Raw genomic sequence first — 20525 nt, 5'->3', positions numbered from 1 at the left:
TATAGCTCTTGTTTTATGTGGCCGGAGGGAGCCGGGATGACCGGCCCCGTTGAGACCGGTACATCCGGCTGCGCATCAGATCTTGGCGCCGTGCTCCGACTCTAGCCAGTCGGCCAGCCAGTCGCGAGTGGCGTCATCGATGGACATGGCATCATCAAGATGGCGCTGGACGGTGTCGCCGATCACCGGTGTGTAAGGCCCCAGCTGTGCGTCGGCGGCTTTCTTGAACGCCTTGGTATCCACGAAGTCTCGTGCCGCCTGGCGATAGGTCTCGATCAGGGCCTGCGGCGTGTCCTTCGGCACCATGATCAACTTCTGCAAGGCATAGCCGGAGGCAAAGAACTTGCGAAATGCCTCATACTCATTGCCCGATGGCGCCTCGCCATGCCGCGCCTGGTAGACCTCGTTGAAAGTGGGCAAATCCGGAAAAGCCGGATCGCGCACGATCTTGCCTTCGTCGTTCAGCACCCCAAGCGAAAAGAGTGGCACTGCCTTGCCGGCCTTTACCAGCGGCTCGACGTTGCTCAGATAAGCGGAGGTCGTCTGGAAGTCGATGTCGGCTTCGCCACGCTCGAACGCCAGGCGGCCCTCCCCCCGGCTGCGCATGCCGAACACGGCTTGCACGTCGGCCCCCAGCATGTCCAGCGCGATCAGGACAGGCAGCTCAACGCCGGTGGGGTTCTGTGCCGCCAGTTTGACCGGCTGTTCCAGCAGGGCGTCCAGGGCCGTCTCGGCCGACTCGCCGAGGCTAGGCTGGGCATACACCACTCCACCCGTCGGCGTGGCCAGGATGGGTGTCCAGTCGCTGTAGTCGTAACGCACGCGGGGATCGCCGAGCATGGCCGGATACTGGGTCGAGGCCGAGGTTCCCAGCCAGTCACTGCCATCCGACTTGGCACGCACGGCGAAGAGATTGGCGCCGTTGATCGAGCCACCACCGGGCACGTTGTCGATCATGATGGTCGGCTCGCCCGGCAGGGATTCACTGAGCCAAGGCGAAAAGAAGCGCGCCCACACGTCTGTCCCTCCGCCGACACCAAAGGGAATGGTCCACTTGATGTTACCGGGGACTTCGACGTCCTGGGCCTGAACGGCTGTCGTCATTCCCAGCCCAGCAATCGCGCCCCCTAGCAGTAATGCTTTCTTGAGTCGCCCGAGCGAAAGGCAAGCAGTTGCAGTCTTTTTGATTGGCATGGCGTTACTCCTGGCGTGTTGTAGTTGTCATGGTCGATGACCGACATCCCTGCAGAGGCAAGGATTCAGCTGGCTCTTGATGTCAGCATATCCTGACCGGGAGCCGAAGGAAGCGAGTAGAAAAGGGTCCCGCTCATGATCTTTCTGGCGGTGCGGATGAGGGAAACGCGGGCAATGTCGACGGGGTTTCCGTTGCGATGCTCGACATCCAGATCGATGAATCCGGAGGGGTGTTCCAGGCTGACCTGTGACAGCTGACCATCAACCTCCAGTTTCCCTGCCTCAACCACGATGCGGTTGGCCACGGTGCCCGGCACACTGACGGCCGTGGCCACCGCAATGGCGCCAGTGACGGCAATGGCCTTGTGGCAGCGATGAGGCACGAAATAGCGAGTGCACAACGTACTGTCGTCGTCGATCGGTGCCGATACCAGCACCGGCTTGGGCAAGACGCTCTGGCTGACATCCCCCAGCCCCATTCGCAGCCCCGCCTCGCGACGAACCGACTCCAGCCGCTCGAGCATGGCAGAATGAGCATCCAGTTCAGCGGGAGACTCCTGGCCACTGAGGCCCAGGTCGGCCGCGTTGACCATCATGATGGGAGTGGCAGCGTCGAGGCAGGTGACCTGGAGGCCATCTATCGTGTCGATGGCGTTACCGGTCGGCAGCAACGCCCCCGTCTTGGTGCCGACGATATCCAGGAAACCGAGCTGGATGCCGGCGGCACATCCGGGGACGCCGCTGATCGTCGTATCGCCCTCGTAAGCGACTTGCCCTCCCGGAGTCGGCACATGACACTCGATCAACCGCTGGGTGTTGAGATTGCGCACCCGAACAGTCGTCATCCCCTCCTGGAGCGCTACCAGTCCCGTTTCGAGGGCATACGGACCGACGGCCGAGAGCATGTTGCCGCAGTTCGGGTTGAAGTCGACACGCCGATTGAGCACATCGACCTGCGCGAACAGGTAATCGACATCCGCCTCGGGGTGCGATGAACGCTCCACAATGGCGACCTTGCTGGTCAGCGGGTCGCCGCCTCCAATGCCATCGACCTGCAGAGCATGGCCCGACCCCATCAGGCTGATCAGGATCTCGGCTTGCGCCGCCTGGTTATCGGGAAGGTCCTTCATGCGCAAGAAAGGGCCTCTGGAGGTACCACCGCGCATGATCATGCAGGGAATGCTGTTCATCATCGTCATGCCATATCGCGTCGAAAAGTCGTGATATGAGCATGTCAGGGCACTTTTCATGCCTCAAATGCAAATAGAATCGTCGATCAATTCGAAAAATGCATTAATGTGCTAAAGTCATTAATACACTTCATCCCATGCAAGAAAAACGACATGCTACATCGCCTGGAATTCCTCGATTTACAAGCCTTCATTCTGGTCGCAGAGCTGGGATCCTTTCACGAAGCCGCACAACGCCTCCATCTCTCTCAGCCGGCGCTGTCCCGCCGAATTCAGAAGCTCGAAGAAATCCTGGAAGTCGAGTTGCTGGAACGCACCACCCGGCGAACGCGGCTGACCCCCATCGGCACGGACTTCCTGCCCCGGGCGAGACGCATGATCGAGGAGTACGAATCGTCGATCCTGGGCATTAGAGAGCTGGCCACGCATCAGAAGGGCACGGTCACCATTGCCTGCATCCCCACCGCGGCGTTCTATTTCCTGCCTAGTGTGATCCGTGGATTCAGCGAAGCCTGGCCCGGCATCCGCATCCGGATACTCGACGTGAGTGCCAAGGAAGGGCTGGAGAGGGTCATCAGCGGCGAGGCCGACTTCGGTATCAACATGTTCAGCGCCCAGAGTCCGGAAGTCTCTTTCACCCCACTGCTGAAAGACCCTTTCGTCCTGGCATTGCGTTCGGACCATCCCCTTGTCGATAAGCCAAGGATCGAATGGTCGGATCTTGAACAGGTCAGATTGATCACGGTGAGTCGAGACAGCGGTAATCGCATCTTGCTGGACAACACCCTGTCGGCGGAAGGCATTCGATTGAACAGCTTCTACGAAGTCCAGCACCTTTCCACTTCGCTGGGTCTGGTCGAGTCGGGGCTGGGCGTGGCCATATTGCCTCGCATGACCATGCCCGGCGCCGACCATGACTCGCTGCGCGCACGTGAACTCCCCAAGCCACGCATTCAACGCACGATCGGCCTGGTAAGAAGCAACTCGCACAGTATTTCCAGCACGGCCCAGCTGTTTATCGACATGCTGCTCGAGCGCTGGGGCAACTCCGCCTGCACCTGAGATAGCCCGATAGGCAGCCTGCTCCGGTCTCACGATCGGAGCTCGGCGCTTTTCCCTCACGCATCGTAATCGATGGCAAACGCGGACCAGGCCTGGCGCGTGGGCATGACTTCCAACCGATTGAAGTTGACATGCGGCGGGAGTGTGGCGATATAGAACATCTGCTCGGCGATATCCTCGGCAGTGAGCGCAGTGGTGCCGCGATACAGCGCGTCGGAGGCGGCCTGGTCGCCGCCGGTGCGCACGAGGGTGAATTCGGTCTCGGCAATGCCGGGCGCGAGGTCGGTCACGCGCACGCCGGTGCCGAGCAGGTCGCAGCGCAGGTTGTAGCTGAACTGTTTGACGAAGGCCTTGGAGGCGCCATAGACGTGGCTGCCAGGATACGGCCATTGGCCGGCGATGGAGCCGACATTGACGATGGTGGCGCCCTCGCCGACGTCGATCAGTGTGGGCAGCAACGCATGGGTGACATTGACCAGCCCCGTGACGTTGGTATCGATCATGGTGTGCCAGTCGCTCCGGTCGGTGTGTTGGGCGGACTGCGGCGCCAACGCGAGGCCAGCGTTGTTGAGCAGCGTGCGCACCCGCGTGAAGCCTTCCGGCAACGCGGCCACGGCGGCATCCACGACGTCGCTGTCGCGCACGTCGAGGGCGATGATATGCACCGGTACCCGCCCCTGGAGCTCTTCCTTCAAGGCTTCCAGGCGCTCGAGACGCCGCCCGGTGAGCACCAGCGACCAGCCCGCGGCAGCAAAGCGATGCGCAGCGGCGCGGCCGAACCCGGACGTCGCACCGGTGATGAAGACACAATCCGTCATGCCGATTTCCTCTTGTCGTGATGATGATGACGCGTCAGCCAATCGCCTCGCGAAGCAGTACCCACAGCGAGAGCGCGATCAACAGTGGCGCGACGCTGAACTTGAGCGAGCGCGGCGGCGCGCGTTCGAAGCGCCACTGGCCCAGGGCATTGCCGAGCAGGGCCGGTAGCAGTAGCCATGCCGCCCATTGCCAGGTGCCGGCCGTCAGAGCACCGGCCAGCCCCAACCCGAGCAGGGAGGCGCTACTGCTGGCGGCGAAGAAAACGATGGCCGTGGCACGCGCCGAAAGCGATGGCATGCGGCGATACAGCAGATACAGCATCAACGGCGGCCCGCCCGAGGAGGCCAGCGTCATGCACAGTCCCGAGAGTCCGCCCGCGCCAAGCACCACGCCACGCGCTTGCGCACCGCGACCGGGCGCGGCGACATCCCGCTGGCAGAGCAGGGCCACGGCACCGCTCAGCGCCAACAGCGCGACGACGATGCGCATCGGCACGGCCGGTACGCTCGCCAGCAGCCACACGCCGAGCCCGGTCGCCATCGCCATGCCCAGCACCAACGGACGCAGGCAAGGCCAATCGGCATGACGCAGGGCACGTCGCCACAACCCCAGGCTCGTGACGAGGTCCAGCAGCAACGCCAACGGCACGGCCTGAATGGGCGGCATGAACAGCGTCAAGCCAAGTGCGAGCAGCATGGCGAACCCGAAGCCGCAATACCCGCGCACGCCCCCCGCCAAGAGCGCGAGGCTCATCGCGGCGACAAGCGTAGGTAACGTCGGGGGCACGGCGACTCCTCGGAAACGGGAATGAATCACTGGCACCGCAGCCTATCCAAGGCCGTGAATGCCACGGTAGGGCCAGTTGCGGCGCCTCGATGGGACATCCCGACGTCAGGAAGGAATCGGCATTGGCCGGTTGTCACTCGCAGAGACAAGTGCGCAGGACGGTCCGAACCGAAGAGACAATTGGATCACGTCAAGTGGAAGGAAGCGGTAGCGCGACACGGCGCACTTCGTTCTGAAGGGCCGTGTCACGTTTCCCGGCACGTCAGGCGCTAACCGGGAAAGGAGAGAGTCACGCGACGTCGAAACGGTCGGCGTTCATCACTTTCGTCCAGGCGGCGACGAAGTCGTTGACGAATTTCTCTTCATTATCGTCCTGTGCATAGACTTCCGCGTAAGAACGCAGCAGCGAGTTGGAACCGAAGACCAGATCAACGCGCGATGCTGTCCATTTGACGGCATCCGTTTCCCGGTCACGGATCTCGTACACGTTGTTGCCCGCCGGCTTCCAGGTATTGCCCATGTCGGTCAGGTTGACGAAGAAATCGTTGGTCAACTGCCCTTCACGGTCGGTGAAGACACCGTGCCTGGTGCCACCATGATTGGTGCCCAGCACTCGCATACCGCCGATCAGCACGGTCATTTCCGGCCCGGTCAGCCCCATCAGTTGGGCGCGATCGAGCAGCATTTCCTCCGGCTTCACCACGTAGTCTTGCTTCTGCCAATTACGGAATCCATCGGCCAACGGTTCCAGCGGCGCGAAGGAGGCGGCATCGGTCATCTCGTCGGTGGCATCGCCGCGGCCTTTCAAGAACGGTACATGCACGTCATGGCCCGCCGCTTTTGCCGCCCGTTCGATGCCCACGCTGCCCCCCAGCACGATCACATCGGCGATGCTGGCACCGGTCTCGGCGGAGATCCGCTCATAGACGTCGAGGACCTTGGCAAGACGCTCGGGCTCATTCCCCGGCCACGTCTTCTGAGGCGCCAGGCGGATGCGCGCACCGTTGGCGCCCCCCCGCATGTCGGAACCACGATACGTGCGAGCGCTGTCCCAGGCCGTACTGACCATTTCACCGATGCTCAGGCCGCTTTCCGCGATTTTCTGCTTCACGACCTCTTCGCAATAGGCGATGCTGCCCGCCGGGATCGGGTCCTGCCAGATCAGGTCATCTGCGGGTACGTCGGGGCCGATATAGCGCGCCTTCGGGCCCAGGTCGCGATGGGTAAGCTTGAACCATGCCTTGGCAAAGGTTTCAGAGAAATACTCTGGATCGTCCATGAATTTCCGGCAGATCTCGTTGTATACGGGGTCCACCTTCATCGCCATGTCCGCATCGGTCATGATCGGCATACGGCGAATCGACGGATCCTCGACATCAACCGGCATATCCTCTTCGGCGATATCGACGGGCTCCCATTGCCACGCACCCGCCGGGCTCTTCTTGAGCTCCCACTCGTGGTTGAACAGCATATCGAACCAGCCCATGTCCCACTGGGTCGGGTTCTTGGTCCAGGCGCCTTCTATACCGGACACGACGGTATCGCGACCGATACCGCGGCCTTTGGTATTCATCCAGCCAATGCCCTGATATTCCACATCGGCCGCTTCCGGCTCCGCACTGAGGTTCTCCGCCTCACCGTTGCCATGGCATTTGCCGATCGTGTGGCCACCGGCCGTCAGCGCCGCTGTCTCTTCATCGTTCATGGCCATGCGAGCGAAGGTCTCGCGTACCTGCTCGGCGGTTTTCTGCGGATCGGGTTGTCCGTTCACCCCCTCGGGATTGACGTAGATGAGCCCCATCTGCACCGCTGCCAGCGGATTTTCCATGGTGTCCGGCTTTTCGACATCGGCATAACGCTCATCGGAAGGTGCCAGCCACTCCTTCTCGTCGCCCCAGTAGATGTCCTTTTCCGGATGCCAGATATCTTCACGACCGAAGGCGAAGCCGTACGTCTTCAATCCCGCGACTTCATAGGCAATGGTACCGGAAAGGACCATCAGGTCGGCCCATGAAATCTTGTTGCCGTACTTCTTCTTGATCGGCCACAGGAGGCGGCGCCCCTTGTCGGTATTCACGTTATCCGGCCAGGAGTTGAGCGGTGCAAAGCGTTGATTCCCTGTGCCACCGCCGCCACGGCCATCCGCCAAGCGATATGACCCTGCAGAGTGCCATGCGACACGGGCAAACATGCCTACGTAGCTTCCCCAGTCCGCAGGCCACCATGCCTGACTATCCACCATCAGCTGGCGGAGGTCGTTCTTCAGCGCTTGAACGTCAAGCTTCTTGACCTCCTCCCGATAGTTGAAGTCGGGGTCCATCGGATTGGTTTTACGGTCGTGCTGGTGCAGGATGTCCAGGTTGATACCTTCCGGCCACCAGTCTTTATTGGAGGTCCCCGTGGAGGTATTGCCGCCGTGCATTACCGGGCATTTTCCGCTCATGTTGCATTCCCCTTAATCGCGCTTGCGCTTGGTGATACCAACGGTATCCATGGTCGTCACCTTCAATAACGCACACGGCCTTGGGTGACGGCCGTGCGTTATCGACGTCTCCCTTTTTTAAAGCATCCCTCTCATAGTAAAAATTTGTATTTTGCTACCTGCCGGATAGGAATAAATCATTACAGTGCACGCGCGGTGCCACCCCGCTGTCACGGCGCCGGCCTCTTTCTGGCTCTATCGGGGCAGGAGTTAAGCTGCATAGGCTTGTGCGATAACCGTCACCGTTCCTCGCCGACCGCACAGGACTACGCCCATGACCACGACCAACGATCTCGTTCATCAACTCGACCGCCAGCACGTGTTTCACTCCTGGTCCCGGCAGGGACAGCTCGATCCGCTGGTGATCGCCGGCGCCGAGGGGTGTCGGATGTGGGATTACGCAGGCAAGGAATACCTGGATTTCAGCAGCCAGCTGGTGAACACCAACATCGGCCACCAGCATCCCAAGGTCATTGCCGCCATCAAGGAGCAGGCCGAGACCCTGGCCACGGTGGCTCCGGCGCATGCCAACCTGGCGCGCGGCGAAGCCGCCAAGCGCATCCTGGAGCGTGCCCCCCGGGGCTTCTCCAAGGTGTTCTTCACCAACGCCGGGGCGGATGCCAACGAGAACGCCATCCGCATGGCGCGGAGCTTCACCGGGCGCGACAAGATTCTCTCGGCGTATCGCTCCTACCACGGCAACACCGGCTCGGCCATCGCCGCCACCGGAGATCCTCGCCGCGTGCCCAACGAGTTCGCCCGGGGCCACGCGCACTTCTTCAATCCGTATCTCTACCGCAGCGACTTCTGGGCCAGCAACGCGGAGGAAGAGTGCCAGCGCGCCTTGCAGCACCTGCGTCGGGTCATCGAATGCGAGGGGCCGGAAGCGATCGCCGCCATTCTGCTCGAACCGATTCCCGGCACGGCCGGTGTACTGACTCCACCGCCGGGATACCTGCGCGGCGTGCGCGAACTGGCCGACGAATTCGGCATCCTGCTGATCTTCGATGAAGTGATGGCTGGTTTCGGGCGTACCGGGCGCTGGTTCGCCTTCGAGCACTTCGATGTCACCCCGGACCTGATTGTTTTCGCCAAGGGCGTCAATTCCGGTTACGTGCCGGCCGGCGGCGTCGTGGTCTCGGACGCCATCAGCCGTCATTTCGACGCGCACATGTTCTTCGGCGGCCTGACCTACTCCGGACATCCGCTGGCGATGGCCGCCATCGTCGCCACCCTGGATGCGATGCGCGAGGAAGGCGTGGTGGAAAACGCCGCACGCATCGGCGACGGCGTGCTCGGCCAGGGCCTCGAGCGCCTGGCGCACCGGCATGCCATCGTCGGCGAAACACGCGGGCTGGGGGTCTTTCATGCCCTGGAACTGGTCAGCGACCGCGAACGCCGCACACCGCTTGCCGCGGATGCGATGAACGAGATCAAGCATGCCCTGCTCGCCGAGGGCATGCTGCCCTTCGTCGCCGGCAACCGCATTCACGTGGTGCCGCCGTGCATCATCGGCGAGGACGAGGTGGAGCAGGGCCTGGCGACCCTGGACAAGGTACTGGGCGAGGTGTCGGCCAAGTACGCCGCCTGACCGCCTTGAACGCGGCCGACATCGCCGCCGCAGACGCGTGATGACATGCGCCGGGCCTGGCGCCCGGCATCATCGCGGGTGCGCCGCTACCCCAGCGTTTGTGCCAGGCGCTCGATGCCCGGTGCGATGCGCTCTCCCTCGATGGCGCCGAAGCCCAGGCGCATGAAGTTGCGCGGCGGCACGCGCTCGAAGAAATGCTGAAAGCCCGGCTCGATAAGTACCCCGTTCTGCGCGGCCTGCCAGGCCAAGCGCTGGGTGTCCACATTCTCCGGGGCTTCCAGCCAAAACACGCTGGCATGATCGCCGCCGACGCGCCGGCAACCGGGCAGGTGCCTGGCAATGGCATCGTTCATGCACTCCCAGCGATGGCGCATCTCGTCGGCGAACTGCCGCAGATAGCGGTCGTAATGTCCCTGGGCGAGAAACTGCGCCAGCTGTTGTTGCAAGCTCGACGGCGGGTGGCGATACATCAACCGCCGCAGCGCGCGCAGCTCGTCGATCAACTCGGCGTCGGCCACGAGATAGCCCAAGCGTAGCCCCGGTGAGAGCGGCTTGGACAGGCTACTCATGTAGATCACCCGCCCGCCGGCCCGGCTGGCTTTCAGCGCCGGTTGCGCATGACGGTCGAAGTTCACCTCTGCGTCATAGTCGTCCTCGAGCACGATTTGATCGAAGCGCTGGATCTGTTTAATCAACTGCTCGCGACGCTCGCGGCTCATGGTGGCGCCGGTCGGTCCCTGATGGCTAGGTGTCACGTAGAGATAGTCACAGCGTGGAGTCTCGGCATCGAGCTGCATGCCCTCGCCGTCCACGTGCTGGTAGTGAAGCTGGGCGCCCTGGCGCAGGAAGACATTGACCGCCTCGCGGTACCCGGGGTTCTCGACGGCGACTCGCGTCTTCCGGTCGAACAGCAGCTGCGCGATCAGAAACAGCGCATTCTGCGATCCCAGGGTCACCAAAATCTCATCGCTCTGCGCATGAATGCCGCGCTTGGGCAGCACCCGCGTGCGCAATTGCTCGATCAGCATAGGGTCGTCCTGATCGTAGCGATCGCTGAGCCAGTGACGCTCGCGATTCCCGCCCAGCAGGCGTCGCGAGGTCTCGCGCCATTGTTCGAGGGGAAACAACCGCGTATCCAGTTGCCCATATACGAAGGGAAATTCGTAATCCATCCAGTTGCTGGGACGCAACACGCCCTGCAAGTGACTGGGGCGATGCGTGAAGCGCTTGCTCCATGATGGTGCGTCGCGCACCGGCTGGCGCGTGGTCTGCGCCAGTTCCAGGGCATCGCTGTCGTGGTAGGCGTCATGCAGGTAATACCCGCTGCGTGGACGACTGACCAGATAACCATCCTCGACCAGCCCCTCGTACACCAGCGCCACGGTATTGCGCGAGATCCCCAGTTGCAGGGACAAGCGGCGACAGGACGGCAATGCCTCATCCGCCGGGATGGTGCCGGTGTGAATGGCATCGAGCAGCGCTTCGCGCAGTTGCTCCTGCAATCCTCGCTGAGCATCGAAATCGAGATGAAAGTAATGGTCGAGCATCGTGCATCTCCCGATGAGGCATCACATCGAAAGCGATGCAAGGAACACGCCATGACGTCTCGATCGCTGCCTGGCGGCATGGTTAGGCATCGAAACATCTGGCCAACCGGTGTCCCTCAACTGGCTCTATAGCGACCAACGTCGAATTCTTTAGGGTGGAATCACCAAGATCGCCATTGCCGCTAGCGCGGCGAGCCGTCTTCGGTCTCAGCCAACGAGCTCAACAACAACAGCAACAGCGAAGGTGATTATGATGCTTCCCACGACTCGCTACGCAGGTCGCCCGATGGATTCCACTCTCCGCCACCGCGTCTCCAGGACGCGCGTTTCGAGGACCCTGGCCGCCACCGTGGCCGGCGCCTTGATGTCGCTTTCGCTGCCCGCCCTGGCGGCGGATCTGGCGGAGATCCAGGAGCGCGGTTACATGGAAGTCGCCACCGAGGATAACTACGCCCCGTTCAACTTCATCGAAAACGGCGAGGCCAAGGGCTTCAACGCCGACATGCTCGAAGAGCTGCGCGATTACGCCGACTTCGAGATTCGCCAGGAAATCCTGCCATGGACCGGCCTGCTCGCGGCGGTCTCCAACGACCAGTACGACATGGCCTTGACCGGGGCCTCGGTCTCCGACGAGCGTCTGCGGGTCTTCAACTACACCCCGCCCTACGCCTCGGCGCAGCACTTCTACATCAAGCGCGCCGATGACGACAGCCTGCAGAGCGTGGCCGACCTGAGCGGCAAGACCCTCGGCGTGCAGGCGGGCAGCGTGCTGCTCTCGCGGCTGCCCGAGCTCGAGCAAATGCTCGAGGAGCAAGACGGCGAGCTGGGCGAGGTCGTGGAGTACGAGTCCTATCCCGAGGCCTTCGCCGACCTGGCCAATGGCCGCCTGGATTACGTGATCGACTCGGCGGTGCCGGTGAACACCCTGGTCGCGTCCAAGCCGGAGATCTTCGCCAAGGGTCAGGCGGTATCCGGGGCGGGCTACGTCTCCTGGCCGATTCCCAAGGATAGCCCGGAGCTGCTCGACTACATGACCGAGTTCCTCGCCCACATGCAGGAAAGCGGCCGCCTCGCCGAGCTGCAGGAAAAATGGTTCGGCGAAAGCTTCTCCGACCTGCCCAGCAAGCCGCTGACCAGCGTCGAGCAATTCCACGAACTGGCCGGGCTCGACGACTGATCGCCCAGTCGCGCCCAGTGTCGATGCGGCGCCGTGGTCCGCGCCCGGCGCCGCCCTTCTTCCTTAGCTCGAGGAACCTGTCATGAACGCCAGTGCCTGGCAAATGTTGCTGGAAGGGGCCTGGACCACCGTCTGGATATCCGCCGTCTCGATTGCCATCGGGGTCGTGGCGGGCCTGGTCATCGCCCTGATCCGCCTCGCGCGCATTCCCATCGTCGACCAACTGCTCGTGCTCTACATCAGCGTGGCCCGCGCCACTCCCCTGGTGACGCTGGCACTGTTCATCTTTCTCAGCGCCCCCGACCTGGGGCTCGACCTCAACCGTAGCGTCGCCGGCATCCTGGCCTTGACGCTCAATACCACGGCCTTCAATGCCGAGATCTGGCGCAGCGCCTTTCGCAACTTCTCCCGCGACCAGCGCGAGGCGGCCATGGCCACGGGCATGACGCCGTGGATCACCTTTCGCCGCATCATGCTGCCGCAGATGGTGATCACCAGCCTCCCCGGGCTGGTCAACGAGATGTCGTTTCTGATCAAGGGCAGCCCCGCCATCGCGGTGATCGGCATCGTCGACCTGACCCGCGTGACCAACCGCATTTCGGCCGTGACCTATGAGCCGCTACCGCCGATTCTCGTCGCCGGCGCGCTCTACATGATGGTGATCGGCTGCCTGGTCTGGCTGCAGCGCATCTTCGAGCGCCGCGCCAACCGGCTGGCCATGTGAGGAGGCGGCAATGAGCAACTGGGACATCCTGTGGGAAGCGCGCGGCGAGTTCTTGATCGGCTTCTGGCGCACGCTGGAGATCTTCGGTCTGTCGATCGTCGGCGCCTTTCTGATCGGCTGCGGCCTGTTGTACCTGCTCGAGGGCAGCCGCAAGCGTCTGACCATGCCGCTGCGCATCGTCATCGATGCCATGCGCATGCTGCCGTTCCTGATCCTCGTCTACCTGCTGTATTACGGCCTGCCGACCTTCGGCATTCGCCTGGATGCCTGGTGGTCGGGCGTCGGGGCGCTGGCGGTGTATCACGGCATGTATTTCGCCGAGATATTCCGCGGCAACCGTCTGACCTTTCCGCCGGGACAGATCGAGGCCGCCAAGGCGCATGGCTTCACCAAGGGCAAGATGTTTTTCCGCCTGATTCTGCCGCAGGTCATCATGCAGACCCGGCCATTGATGGGCAATCAACTGATCTACGCCCTCAAGGACACGGCGTTTCTGGTGATCATCACCGTGCGCGAACTCACGGCGGCGGCCAACAGCCTGTCGAGCACCTATTTCATTCCCACCGAGGCGTTCATCGTCGTCATCGGTTTTTACTGGGCGCTCAGCGTGGCGATGGAAATCATCATCAAACAATGCGGGCGTTTCGGCGCCAAACGGGGGTTCGACAATGTCTGACGCAAACACGTCCGAGACGGCCGCGGTTTCGATCCGCCATCTTTCGAAGAGCTTCGATGACGTCGAGGTGCTGCGCGACGTCGAACTGGAGGTCAAGACCGGCGACGTGGTGACGATCATCGGCTCGTCCGGCTCGGGCAAGTCGACGCTGCTGCGTTGCATCAACTGGCTGGAACAGCCCGACCGGGGCAGCATTCATATCGCCGGGCAGCGCATCGGCGTCAACGACGCCGGCCGGCCGATGCCGGTGCGCGAGCTCGCCAAGGTGCGCGCCAAGACCGGCATGGTATTCCAGGGCTTCAATCTATGGCCGCACCTCAACGTGCTGCACAACGTCACCGAGGCACCGATCCACGTTCAGGGGACGCCCAGACGCGAGGCCGAGGAGCGGGCCATGGCACTGCTCGAGAAGGTCGGCATGGCCCACAAGCGCGATAGCTATCCCAACACGCTCTCGGGCGGCCAGAAGCAGCGCGTGGCCATCGCTCGGGCCTTGGCCATGCAACCGACGGTGATGCTCTTCGACGAGCCCACCTCGGCGCTGGACCCGGAGCTGGTGGGCGAGGTACTGGCAGTGATCAAGGATCTCTCCGCCGAGGGCTACACCATGATCATGGTCACCCACGAAATGGCCTTCGCGCGTGCGGTGTCCGATCAGGTCGTGTTCCTGGAAAAGGGATTGATCATCGAGCGGGCCGACCCGGAGACCTTCTTCACTGCGCCCCGGACCGACCGCGTGCGCCGGTTCCTCGAGAATCACGACACGCCCTCGCCGGCCTGAGCCGGCGAGGGCCACGGGCGCACGGTTCAGCCTTGCTGGGCAGGGTCGGGCACCGTCGGGAAACGCGGCGGATGCGCCTGCATGAAGGCGTGGCAGGCGCGCAGCACGCGGATATCGTCGAACTTGCCCCCGGCAAGCTGGAAACCCACCGGCATGCCCGCGTCGGTGAAGCCGCACGGCACGGAGGCGGCGGGTTGCTGGCTGAGGTTGAAGGGATACGAGAACGGCGCCCATTCCTCCCAGTCCTGCATGCCGCTGCCCGGCGGTACTTCGTGATTGGCCTCGAACGGCGACACCGCCACCGAGGGCGTCATCAACAGATGATACTTCTGATTGAAGTGTTCGAGCCGCTGGGTCAGACGAGCACGTGCCTCGAGAGCGCGGAAGAAATCCAGTGCACTCCAGCGCTCGGCGATACGCGCATTGGCCACCAGCCCGGGGTCGAGCAGGGTGCGCTCGTGCTCGGTGGATCGCGACCACACCTCCAGCGAGGCGGTGAACCACAGTTGCTGGAAGATCGCGATCGGCGACTCGAAACCGGGATGGATTTCCTCGACCTCGGCCCCCAGAGCCTGGAGCTTCTCGGCCGCCTCGCGCACGCGGGCGGCGATCTGCGGTTCGACCTGGGCGTAGCCGAGATCCGGCGAGTAGGCGATGCGCAGGCCGCGCAGGTCGCAATCCAGGTCCACGCCCCAGTCGTCGGGCTGACCGCGCGTGGCGTACGGGTCGCGGTAATCGTAACGGCCGATCACGTTGAGCATGCGCGCAGCGTCCGGCACGTTGCGCGTCAACGGACCGATATGCGAGAGCGAGGGTTCCGTGGCGGGCGGCCATTGCGGCGTCCAGCCGAAGGTCGGCTTGAAACCGAACACGCCGGTGAAGGCGGCGGGAATGCGGATCGAACCACCCGAATCGCCGCCCTGGTGCAAAACGCCCATGTTGAGAGCGGCGGCAGCGGCCGCGCCGCCGGAGGAACCGCCCGGCGTCAGCCGCGTGTCCCATGGATTGTAGGTGGCACCGAACACGCGGTTGTCGGTGACGGCTTTCCAGCCGAACTCGGGGGTATTGGTCTTGCCCAGAAAGATGGCGCCCGCCTCGCGCAGCATGCGCGCCGGCGGTGCGTCATGCTCGCAGGGCGTCTCTTTGGACGTCAGCGATCCATCGCGGGCCGGCATGCCGGCCACTTCGGTCAAATCCTTCATCGACACCGGCATCCCGTCGATGGGGCTCAGCGGCTTGCCCTGTCCCCAGCGACGCGCCGACGCCTTGGCGGCTTGCTCGGCGCCTTCGTGGTCCACGTGGACATAGGCGTTGACGGCATCATTGAAGCGTTCGATACGCGATAGGGCGGCCCGCGTTGCTTCCAGCGGCGAAGCCTCCCCCGATTCGAACAACGCGGTCAACTGCCCGGCATCCATCATGCCCAGATCCGTCTCTTGCATGACACCCTCACATCCCTGTTTGGTGAATGGCACGCGATTGCGTGTCAGAGGCCTAGGCTAGACGCGTCACCCCTGCAAGGCAACGCGAGTGGAGCAGCGCGCACGATGGCCGATGCCCGTACCAACGCTTATCATCGCTGCCAACGATGCCGTCAGCCTGGGAAGCCCAATGCCCGACACGCCGTTCTATCTCCAGTTGTGCGACCGCCTGGTGGCGCTGATCGAGTCGGGGGAGCTGGGCCCCGCCAGCCGCCTGCCCGCCGAGCGCCTGCTGGCGGAGCGCTTCGCCACGACGCGGGTCACGCTGCGCCAGGCGTTGTCGCAGCTGGAAAGCGAGGGACGCATCCATCGCCGCAACCGACGCGGCTGGTTCGTCTCGCCGCCCCGCGTGGACTACGCCCCCGACCGCGACCAGAGTTTCACCCAGTACGTCACGGCACAAGGCCGGCGCCCGTTCACCCAGGTGCTGAGCGTGTGCCATCGCCCGGCACCGCCCACGGTGGCGCAGGCGCTCGCGATTCCTCCGGAACACACGGTGCTGCAAGTCCAGCGGCGGCGTTATATCGACGACCGGGCGGTTCTGCTGGAGCGCATCTGGCTACGGGACGATCTGCTGCCGGGGCTGAGTGAAGTCGATTTCACGGCGTCGCTCTGGCAACGCCTGCACGATGACTACGGCATCGACCAGTTGCGCAAGTCGCTGCGACTCTATCCTACCGCGCTGACCGGCACCGAGGCCGAGACGCTCGGCGTGCATAGCGGTTGCGCGGGGCTTTGCGTGACGCGGACCACCTATGACCGTGACGGCCGCGCGCTCGAATACGACGAGGACCACTGGCTGCACGACGCCATCTGCATTCGTGCCGATGTCGACATGACGTAGCGTCCTCGGCGGCCGCCCATCAGCGACCCGACGCCACCACCACGCAGTCGATTCCCTCGCGTGCCAGCTGCTGACAGGAACGGCGCGCCTGGCTTTCCTCGAGATCCACCAGCTGTGCCCGGAAGATGCTGCGCGCTCCCTGGGTCGAAGACACCGCGACGCGGCCACCCAGATCGAGGAAGTCGGCAGCCTGGTCGGCTTGGTGACGCGCTCGCATGCGGTCGCTGAAGGCGCCCACCTGCACCGCCCAGGCACCGCCGGTCGAACGTTCCGCGGTCGGCGTCGGGCGGGCGTCGCCCTGTTCGCTCTGCGCCTGGGCGATCAGCTCGCGGATGGGATCGTCGCGCGTCGGCGCCGGCGAGGCCGGGGACTGCAAGCGCTCGCCGTAGATATCGGCCTGGGCGACCCAGTCGCCCTGGGCGAGCGATGCGACACGCGCGAAGCCGCTATCGAGCAGTTCACGCATGTGGGCATCGCGCGATTGCGCCGTGAAGCCGCCCATCACCACCGAGAGGATGCGGCGCCCATCGTGAACGGCAGAGGTCGCCACGTTGAAGCCCGAGGCGCGAATGTAACCGGTCTTGAGGCCATCGGCCCCCGCATAGCTATCCAGCAGCCGGTTGTGCCCCTGGTAGCGCTTGCCCTGCCAGGTGAACTGGGTCTTGCCGAAATACGGGTAATAGCCGGGGAAATCCTGCATCAGCCGCAGCGCGAGAATGGCCATATCCCGCGCCGTCGTGACCTGGCCCGCGTCGGGCAGGCCCGAGGCATTGCGAAAGGTCGTGTCCATCATGCCCAGAGCACGCGCCTTGTCGGTCATCTGGCCGGCGAAGACCGACTCGCTGCCGGCCAGCCCTTCGGCCACCACCGCCGCCACGTCATTGGCTGACTTGACGATGAGGATGTTGATGGCGTCCTCCACCTTCACCGTCTCGCCGGGCGTCACGCCCATCTTGGAGGGCGGCTTCGCCGCGGCGTACTGCGACACCGGCAAGCGGCTCTCCAGGCTGAGCGTATCGTCCTCGATCGCCTCGAAGAGCAGATACAGCGTCATCATCTTGGTCAACGAGGCCGGGTAGCGAGGCGCATCGGCGTTGTCGGCATGCAGGACGGCGCCGTTCTCGGTATCGATGACGATGGACGCGTAGCGCGGGTTGGGGGCCGCTTCGGCCACGGACAGCGTGCACAACGCGATGGCGAAAACGACCAACAGGATCAGGGCGGGCAAAAGCCGCGCACGCTGGGAATGCAGGGACGTCATGTTGTATGTCCTTCAAAGAGGGCCCGCCACGGGCCCATCCGCCAGATTTGCCGCGACATTTGTTATGGCGACGCCACAAAGTGCAATGACATAGGGATTATGGGCGAGAGGCCGTCTCTGTACAGCCCCCAGGGCGCATTTTGGCCACTATTCGTGACATTTCGCAATTCAATGTCGCCCGATGGTGAAGACAGCGCGTCTCAGGGCGGCGCCTGGACGACGTGTCCGGCAATCTGGTATATACCAGAAGGCACCACATGCCGGATCCACCGGAGTCTTTGTCCTGAGCCCTTTCGCCCTTGCCCTGATCGTCGTTTCCGCTGCCCTGCATGCCGGCTGGAACCTGCTCGGCAAGCGTGGCGTCCCCTCGTTGGCCTTCTTTGCCCGTGCCATGGCGGCCGGCAGCGTGCTGTACGCCCCCCTCTTGTTGTGGGGCCCCGCACCGATGCAGCTGCCCTGGTCCTTCTGGGGCTGGCTCGTCGCCACCGGCGCCTGCCAGGCGCTTTACATGGGCGGGCTGGCCTGGGCATACGCCCGGGGCGACGTCAGTCTGCTCTACCCCATGGCGCGGGCGTTGCCGGTGCTGTGGGTCCCTGCCGTCGCGCTGCTGGTCTTGCCGACTCCAGCCCTCGATCTCGACGACGGCCTCGGCATGGGCCTGATCGCCATCAGCGCCCTGATCATGCCCCTGACTCACTGGCGTGCCTTCCGCCTCGAGAGCTACCTCACCCCCGCGCTGGGTTTCGTCCTGCTCGCCGCCGCCGGCACCACCGGCTACTCGCTGATCGACAAGCGCGCCCTGGGTCTGATGACCGCCAGTGGCTATACCCCGCTACAAGCCGGGTTGCACTACATGGTGCTGCAGGCCATGACGACCTGGCTGTGGATGTGGCCGTTGGTGCGGGCGTTGCCCAGCGAACGTCTCGCGGCACGACGACTGCGTTACACGTCCGCCGCGCATCGCGCCTGGCTGGCGGGCGCCATGATCCTCGGTACCTACGGCCTGGTGCTGATCGCCATGTCCTCCAGCGCGGACGTCAGCCACGTCGTCGCCCTGCGCCAACTCTCGATTCCCCTCGGCGTTCTCGCCGCCGTCTACTGGTTCAAGGAGCGTCTGCCGCCCCTGCGCCTCGGCGCCATCGCCATCATGCTGACCGGCCTGGCGCTCGTGGCATGGTGAAGCAGCTCAGGACGCCGCCATAGTGCCCAGCAGACTCGCTTGTCGAGCCTTCAGGGAGTCGGAGAGATAAGCGAACAATGCTTGCACCCTGGCGGTGTTCCGCAAATCGGGATGTGTCAGCAACCAGAGCTCCGTCTGCAGCTCGGGCAGCGGCTCACTGGCCCGGACCAGATCATCCGCCATATCGGCGAGATAACACGGCAGTACACCACGCCCCATGCCACTTCTCACGCCCGCGAGCATTCCCAGCATGCTGTCGACATGATACCGGCATTGAGCATCAACCCCCTGGCGTGCCATCCACCTTTCCAGTACGGGATATCCCAGATGCGGGTCGGGCCCGACCCAGCCGCTCGTCTCTCGATGGCACCGGCTGACATAGACAGCTTGCGCAATCTGCCCCACCTGGCGACCGATGAGCGTCTCGGGCGGCGCCGAGGTCGGGCGAATCGCGACATCCGCATCACGCCGGGACAAATCATAGGTACGGTTGGAGACCTCGACCTCCAGGACGATGTGTGGATAGGTGCGCTGGAAGCCAGCCAGCTCATCGCTCAACATTCCCATGAGCAAGGTGTCCGTGGTGGTCACCCGCAGCGTCCCCGACAGCCTGGCATCACGTCCCATGAGACGACGTTCGACGGCCTCGATGTCCAGTGCGACACGCGCCGCTGTCGTCGCAAGGTCGTCACCGGCGAGTGTCGGCACGTACCCGGTACGATGGCGCTCGAAGAGCCGAACCCCCAATCGGGACTCTAGCGCCCCCAGCCGGCGAAACACCGTGGCATGGCTAATCCCGAGCGTCCTTCCCGCACCAGCGAGAGAACCACTGTCGGCGATCGCCTGCACTATTTTCAGGTCCTCCCAAGGCACACCCTTTTCATTCATGCAAAGTCCACTTTCATTCGTGGGGAATTTTATTTCTTCCATGCAAAGACTAGCGTAACGATGCCGTTGTCGTTAGAGGACCTAACCATGAACATCCTGATCGTGCACTGTCATCCCGAGCCACGTTCCTTCAATGCCGCACTGTCCGACATTGCCATGACGTCCCTGACTCGAGAGGGGCATGAAGTGCATGTTTCCGACTTGTACGCCGAGGGCTTCGACCCTGTCGAACGAGCCTCTCACTTCGAAAGTCGCGCGGATCCCGAGTATTTTTCGGCGCTCACCGAACAGCGCCATCATGTGCAGTCGGGGACTCTTCCCTGCGACGTCCAGCGGGAAATCGACCGGCTGCAACACGCCGACCTCGTCATCTTGCAATTCCCGCTCTGGTGGCATGCACAACCCGCCATGCTCAAGGGATGGTTCGATCGTGTGTTCGTCTACGGGGGGCTTTATTCGGGGACACGTCGCTACGACCGTGGACCATTACAGGGAAAACGCGCCATGTGCTCGGTCACGACAGGGGCACCGGAGCCCACCTTTTCCCCCACGGGGCGTAGTGGCGATATCGTATCGCTCATGTGGCCACTCCATTGCTCCCTCTACTATGTCGGGTTCGATGTCCTCCCTCCGCAGATCACTTATGGGGTGCAAGGTGGCGGGCTGAGCTACCAGGAAGACGCCGCTTTTCAGTGCCACCTGGAAGACGCCAAGCAGCAGTGGAGCCAGCGCCTGCGCCACTGGCAGACGGATCGACCGATTCCTTTCACGGGATGGCAAGACTGGAACGCGCAAGGCGAGACTCTTCCAGAGCACCCGTTGCGCTGGCGGATCTAGTCACA

At 63.4% G+C, this 20525-nt stretch carries 18 protein-coding genes; 9 read left to right on the top strand and 9 right to left on the bottom strand.

Translation table 11 applies throughout. The features are described 5' to 3' along the window. Positions 1–75: 75 nt before the first annotated feature. A complete protein-coding gene (locus tag CSAL_RS00830) occupies positions 76–1104 on the bottom strand; it encodes a type 2 periplasmic-binding domain-containing protein (protein WP_148266785.1) in 1029 nt (342 codons plus the stop codon). Between the two features lie 155 nt (positions 1105–1259). Further along, positions 1260–2393 carry a 4-oxalomesaconate tautomerase gene (locus CSAL_RS00825; protein WP_222832143.1) on the bottom strand — a complete coding sequence of 378 codons (1134 nt, stop codon included), beginning with the start codon at positions 2391–2393 and terminating at the stop codon, positions 1260–1262. A 144-nt stretch (positions 2394–2537) separates the two neighbouring features. Here CSAL_RS00825 and CSAL_RS00820 point away from each other — a divergent pair, with 144 nt between their 5' ends. Further along, entirely contained in the window at positions 2538–3446 is a 909-nt protein-coding gene (locus CSAL_RS00820) for a LysR family transcriptional regulator (RefSeq protein ID WP_011505472.1), read from the top strand. Between the two features lie 56 nt (positions 3447–3502). On the opposite strand, the gene CSAL_RS00815 is transcribed toward CSAL_RS00820, so the two are convergent. The 3 genes from CSAL_RS00815 to katG form a co-directional block, all read right to left on the bottom strand. Beyond that, positions 3503–4264: an SDR family NAD(P)-dependent oxidoreductase gene (locus tag CSAL_RS00815; RefSeq protein ID WP_011505471.1), complete on the bottom strand. Its 762-nt coding sequence runs from the start codon at positions 4262–4264 to the stop codon at positions 3503–3505. 34 nt (positions 4265–4298) lie between these two features. Continuing rightward, positions 4299–5051, bottom strand: a complete 753-nt coding sequence (locus CSAL_RS00810; RefSeq protein ID WP_011505470.1) for a sulfite exporter TauE/SafE family protein — start codon at positions 5049–5051, stop codon at positions 4299–4301. Between the two features lie 289 nt (positions 5052–5340). Then, the gene (gene katG, locus CSAL_RS00805) at positions 5341–7494 is read right to left on the bottom strand and encodes a catalase/peroxidase HPI (protein WP_011505469.1); all 2154 of its coding nucleotides are present in this window, start codon (positions 7492–7494) and stop codon (positions 5341–5343) included. 313 nt (positions 7495–7807) lie between these two features. Between katG and CSAL_RS00800 the strand changes: the two genes are divergently transcribed. Beyond that, entirely contained in the window at positions 7808–9124 is a 1317-nt protein-coding gene (locus CSAL_RS00800; RefSeq protein WP_011505468.1) for an aspartate aminotransferase family protein, read from the top strand. 86 nt (positions 9125–9210) lie between these two features. Here the strand turns inward: CSAL_RS00800 and pdxR are convergent, their stop codons facing one another. After that, positions 9211–10671 (bottom strand): MocR-like pyridoxine biosynthesis transcription factor PdxR, encoded by a 1461-nt coding sequence (pdxR, locus tag CSAL_RS00795; protein WP_011505467.1) that lies wholly within the window; start codon positions 10669–10671, stop codon positions 9211–9213. A 286-nt stretch (positions 10672–10957) separates the two neighbouring features. Between pdxR and CSAL_RS00790 the strand changes: the two genes are divergently transcribed. From CSAL_RS00790 to CSAL_RS00775, 4 genes are all read left to right on the top strand, one after another. Further along, positions 10958–11848, top strand: coding sequence for a transporter substrate-binding domain-containing protein (locus CSAL_RS00790; protein WP_110060999.1), 891 nt, complete (start codon positions 10958–10960; stop codon positions 11846–11848). Positions 11849–11930: 82 nt separating this feature from the next. Then, a complete protein-coding gene (locus CSAL_RS00785; RefSeq protein ID WP_011505465.1) occupies positions 11931–12572 on the top strand; it encodes an amino acid ABC transporter permease in 642 nt (213 codons plus the stop codon). Between the two features lie 10 nt (positions 12573–12582). Continuing rightward, positions 12583–13248 (top strand): amino acid ABC transporter permease, encoded by a 666-nt coding sequence (locus tag CSAL_RS00780; protein ID WP_011505464.1) that lies wholly within the window; start codon positions 12583–12585, stop codon positions 13246–13248. Then, a complete protein-coding gene (locus tag CSAL_RS00775; protein WP_011505463.1) occupies positions 13241–14029 on the top strand; it encodes an amino acid ABC transporter ATP-binding protein in 789 nt (262 codons plus the stop codon). Before CSAL_RS00780 ends, CSAL_RS00775 begins: the two co-directional genes overlap by 8 nt. Before the next feature lie 26 nt (positions 14030–14055). Here the strand turns inward: CSAL_RS00775 and CSAL_RS00770 are convergent, their stop codons facing one another. Then, positions 14056–15471: an amidase gene (locus CSAL_RS00770; RefSeq protein ID WP_011505462.1), complete on the bottom strand. Its 1416-nt coding sequence runs from the start codon at positions 15469–15471 to the stop codon at positions 14056–14058. A 112-nt stretch (positions 15472–15583) separates the two neighbouring features. On the opposite strand from CSAL_RS00770, the gene CSAL_RS00765 reads away from it, so the two are divergent. Then, positions 15584–16354 (top strand): UTRA domain-containing protein, encoded by a 771-nt coding sequence (locus CSAL_RS00765; RefSeq protein WP_043557838.1) that lies wholly within the window; start codon positions 15584–15586, stop codon positions 16352–16354. 19 nt (positions 16355–16373) lie between these two features. Here the strand turns inward: CSAL_RS00765 and CSAL_RS00760 are convergent, their stop codons facing one another. Next, on the bottom strand, positions 16374–17615 hold the full coding sequence (locus CSAL_RS00760) for a D-alanyl-D-alanine carboxypeptidase (RefSeq protein WP_011505460.1): 1242 nt from the start codon (positions 17613–17615) through the stop codon (positions 16374–16376). Positions 17616–17985: 370 nt separating this feature from the next. Here CSAL_RS00760 and CSAL_RS00755 point away from each other — a divergent pair, with 370 nt between their 5' ends. Further along, positions 17986–18795 carry a drug/metabolite transporter gene (locus tag CSAL_RS00755; RefSeq protein ID WP_244846435.1) on the top strand — a complete coding sequence of 270 codons (810 nt, stop codon included), beginning with the start codon at positions 17986–17988 and terminating at the stop codon, positions 18793–18795. A gap of 6 nt (positions 18796–18801) precedes the next feature. Here CSAL_RS00755 and CSAL_RS00750 read toward each other — a convergent pair whose 3' ends face one another. After that, a complete protein-coding gene (locus tag CSAL_RS00750) occupies positions 18802–19683 on the bottom strand; it encodes a LysR family transcriptional regulator (protein ID WP_043557833.1) in 882 nt (293 codons plus the stop codon). Between the two features lie 87 nt (positions 19684–19770). Here CSAL_RS00750 and CSAL_RS00745 point away from each other — a divergent pair, with 87 nt between their 5' ends. After that, the gene (locus CSAL_RS00745) at positions 19771–20520 is read left to right on the top strand and encodes an NAD(P)H-dependent oxidoreductase (protein WP_011505457.1); all 750 of its coding nucleotides are present in this window, start codon (positions 19771–19773) and stop codon (positions 20518–20520) included. The last annotated feature ends 5 nt before the right edge of the window (positions 20521–20525 follow it).

It is taken from the genome of Chromohalobacter israelensis DSM 3043 (assembly GCF_000055785.1).
GTDB classification, from domain to species: Bacteria; Pseudomonadota; Gammaproteobacteria; order Pseudomonadales; family Halomonadaceae; genus Chromohalobacter; species Chromohalobacter israelensis.
The sequence above is the reverse complement of the archived record's forward strand: the minus strand, read 5'-3'. Positions and strand labels throughout refer to the sequence as shown.

Excerpts from the sequence above, each read along its gene's own strand:
- CSAL_RS00830 (WP_148266785.1), bottom strand. The coding sequence starts at position 1,104 with ATGACGACAGCCGTTCAGGCCCAGGACGTCGAAGTCCCCGGTAACATC.
- CSAL_RS00825 (WP_222832143.1), bottom strand. The coding sequence starts at position 2,393 with ATGACGATGATGAACAGCATTCCCTGCATGATCATGCGCGGTGGTACC.
- CSAL_RS00820 (WP_011505472.1), top strand. The coding sequence starts at position 2,538 with ATGCTACATCGCCTGGAATTCCTCGATTTACAAGCCTTCATTCTGGTC.
- CSAL_RS00815 (WP_011505471.1), bottom strand. The coding sequence starts at position 4,264 with ATGACGGATTGTGTCTTCATCACCGGTGCGACGTCCGGGTTCGGCCGC.
- katG (WP_011505469.1), bottom strand. The coding sequence starts at position 7,494 with ATGAGCGGAAAATGCCCGGTAATGCACGGCGGCAATACCTCCACGGGG.
- CSAL_RS00800 (WP_011505468.1), top strand. The coding sequence starts at position 7,808 with ATGACCACGACCAACGATCTCGTTCATCAACTCGACCGCCAGCACGTG.
- pdxR (WP_011505467.1), bottom strand. The coding sequence starts at position 10,671 with ATGCTCGACCATTACTTTCATCTCGATTTCGATGCTCAGCGAGGATTG.
- CSAL_RS00790 (WP_110060999.1), top strand. The coding sequence starts at position 10,958 with ATGGATTCCACTCTCCGCCACCGCGTCTCCAGGACGCGCGTTTCGAGG.
- CSAL_RS00785 (WP_011505465.1), top strand. The coding sequence starts at position 11,931 with ATGAACGCCAGTGCCTGGCAAATGTTGCTGGAAGGGGCCTGGACCACC.
- CSAL_RS00780 (WP_011505464.1), top strand. The coding sequence starts at position 12,583 with ATGAGCAACTGGGACATCCTGTGGGAAGCGCGCGGCGAGTTCTTGATC.
- CSAL_RS00775 (WP_011505463.1), top strand. The coding sequence starts at position 13,241 with ATGTCTGACGCAAACACGTCCGAGACGGCCGCGGTTTCGATCCGCCAT.
- CSAL_RS00770 (WP_011505462.1), bottom strand. The coding sequence starts at position 15,471 with ATGCAAGAGACGGATCTGGGCATGATGGATGCCGGGCAGTTGACCGCG.
- CSAL_RS00765 (WP_043557838.1), top strand. The coding sequence starts at position 15,584 with ATGCCCGTACCAACGCTTATCATCGCTGCCAACGATGCCGTCAGCCTG.
- CSAL_RS00760 (WP_011505460.1), bottom strand. The coding sequence starts at position 17,615 with ATGACGTCCCTGCATTCCCAGCGTGCGCGGCTTTTGCCCGCCCTGATC.
- CSAL_RS00750 (WP_043557833.1), bottom strand. The coding sequence starts at position 19,683 with ATGAATGAAAAGGGTGTGCCTTGGGAGGACCTGAAAATAGTGCAGGCG.
- CSAL_RS00745 (WP_011505457.1), top strand. The coding sequence starts at position 19,771 with ATGAACATCCTGATCGTGCACTGTCATCCCGAGCCACGTTCCTTCAAT.